The sequence below is a fragment of the Pelomonas sp. KK5 genome (assembly GCF_001984095.1).
GTDB lineage: Bacteria > Pseudomonadota > Gammaproteobacteria > Burkholderiales > Burkholderiaceae_C > KK5.
The window spans coordinates 1-1,426 of record NZ_LYVQ01000473.1; the positions used below are offsets into that span (position 1 = coordinate 1).

General features: G+C 68.5%; 1 protein-coding gene. It reads right to left on the reverse strand.

Annotated features, from left to right (window positions below):
- Positions 1-1,426, reverse strand: a 1,426-nt coding sequence (locus tag B0W88_RS34115) for an Ig-like domain-containing protein (protein ID WP_198938009.1), incomplete at both ends; no start/stop codon positions are given.

Genomic DNA, 1,426 nt, shown 5'->3' on the forward strand with positions numbered 1-1,426 from the left:
TGCCGGAGGTCGGATCGGCGGTCAGCGAGGCGAAGTTGTCGGCCAGCGTGTAGACATTGATCTGGCTGATCGACTGGACGCCGGAGAAGGTGATCTGCACCCAGTCGGGATAGGTGCCGGAGGTACCGTCATTCCAGCCGCTGCCGGTGCCGCCCTTGCCCCAGTTGTTGCCGCGGCGCTCACCGTCGTTGATCGCACTGACGGCATAGGATGAATTGACCGTGGACGAGGCCGAGGCGACACCGCCGTTGGCGGCGAGCGCGACGTTGACCCCGCCGGTCGGCACGGTGACGTCCGTGACGGTCACCGTGACGGATGCGGAGGTGGTGCTGGCGCCGAGGTTGTCGGTGGCCACGGCGGTGAGCGTGTAGCTGCCGGCGGCCACGTTGGTCCAGCTGAAGGAGTAGGGGGCGCTGGTGACGGTGGCCAGCTTGGTGGCGCCCAGGTAGAACTCGACCTTGGCGATCGTGCCGTCGCTGTCGGCGGCGGTGGCGCTCAGCGCGATCGTGGCCGGCGAGGTATAGCTCGTGCCGTTGGGCGCCGAGAGGCTCACCGTGGGTGCACTGTTGGCCGGCGCATTGACGGTGACGGTAACCGGCGTGGAGGTCGCCGTGGCGCCGAGGTTGTCGGTGGCCACCGCGGTGATGGAGTAGCTGCCGGCAGCCACGCTGGCCCAGCTCATCGTGTAGGGCGCGCTGGTGGCGGTGCCGATCTTGGTGGCCCCGGCATAGAACTCGACCTTGGCGATCGTGCCATCGCTGTCGGCGGCGGTCGCGCTTAGCGCGATCGTGGCTGGCGCGGTGTAGCTGGTGCCGTTGGGCGCCGAGAGGTTCACCGTGGGCGCACTGTTGGCCAGGGCATTGACCGTGACGGCGACGGCAGCCGAGGTGGTGGTGGCGCCGAGGTTGTCGGTGGCCACGGCCGTGAGGCTGTAGGTGCCCGCGGCCATGCCGCTCCAGCTGATGCTGTAGGGGGCGCTGGTGGCGGTGCCGATCTTGGTGGCGCCGGCATAGAAGTCCACGCTGGCGACGGTGCCGTCGCTGTCAGCGGCGCTGGCGGTCACGGTGATGCTGGCCGGCGCGGTGTAGCTGGTGCCGTTGGCCGGCGCGGTGATCGACACGCTCGGGGCCGCGTTGGTCGACGTGGCGCCAGTACTCCAGGCTTCCAGCTCGACGATGCGGCTGTTGTAGTACAGCGCGCCGTTGACCAGCACGCGGATCCGGTCGGTGCTGATGGCCGGGAACGCGAAGCTGCGCAGCACCAGATTGTTGCCGGTGACGTTGCCGCCGGGTACGTCCAGCCAGGCGCTGCCGGTCCAGTACTGCACTTGGAAGGAGGTGATGCCGTACTGGGTGAAGGTGGTGCCGGAGGTCGGATCGGCGGTCAGCGAGGCGAAGTTGTCGGCCAGCGTGTAGACATTGATCTG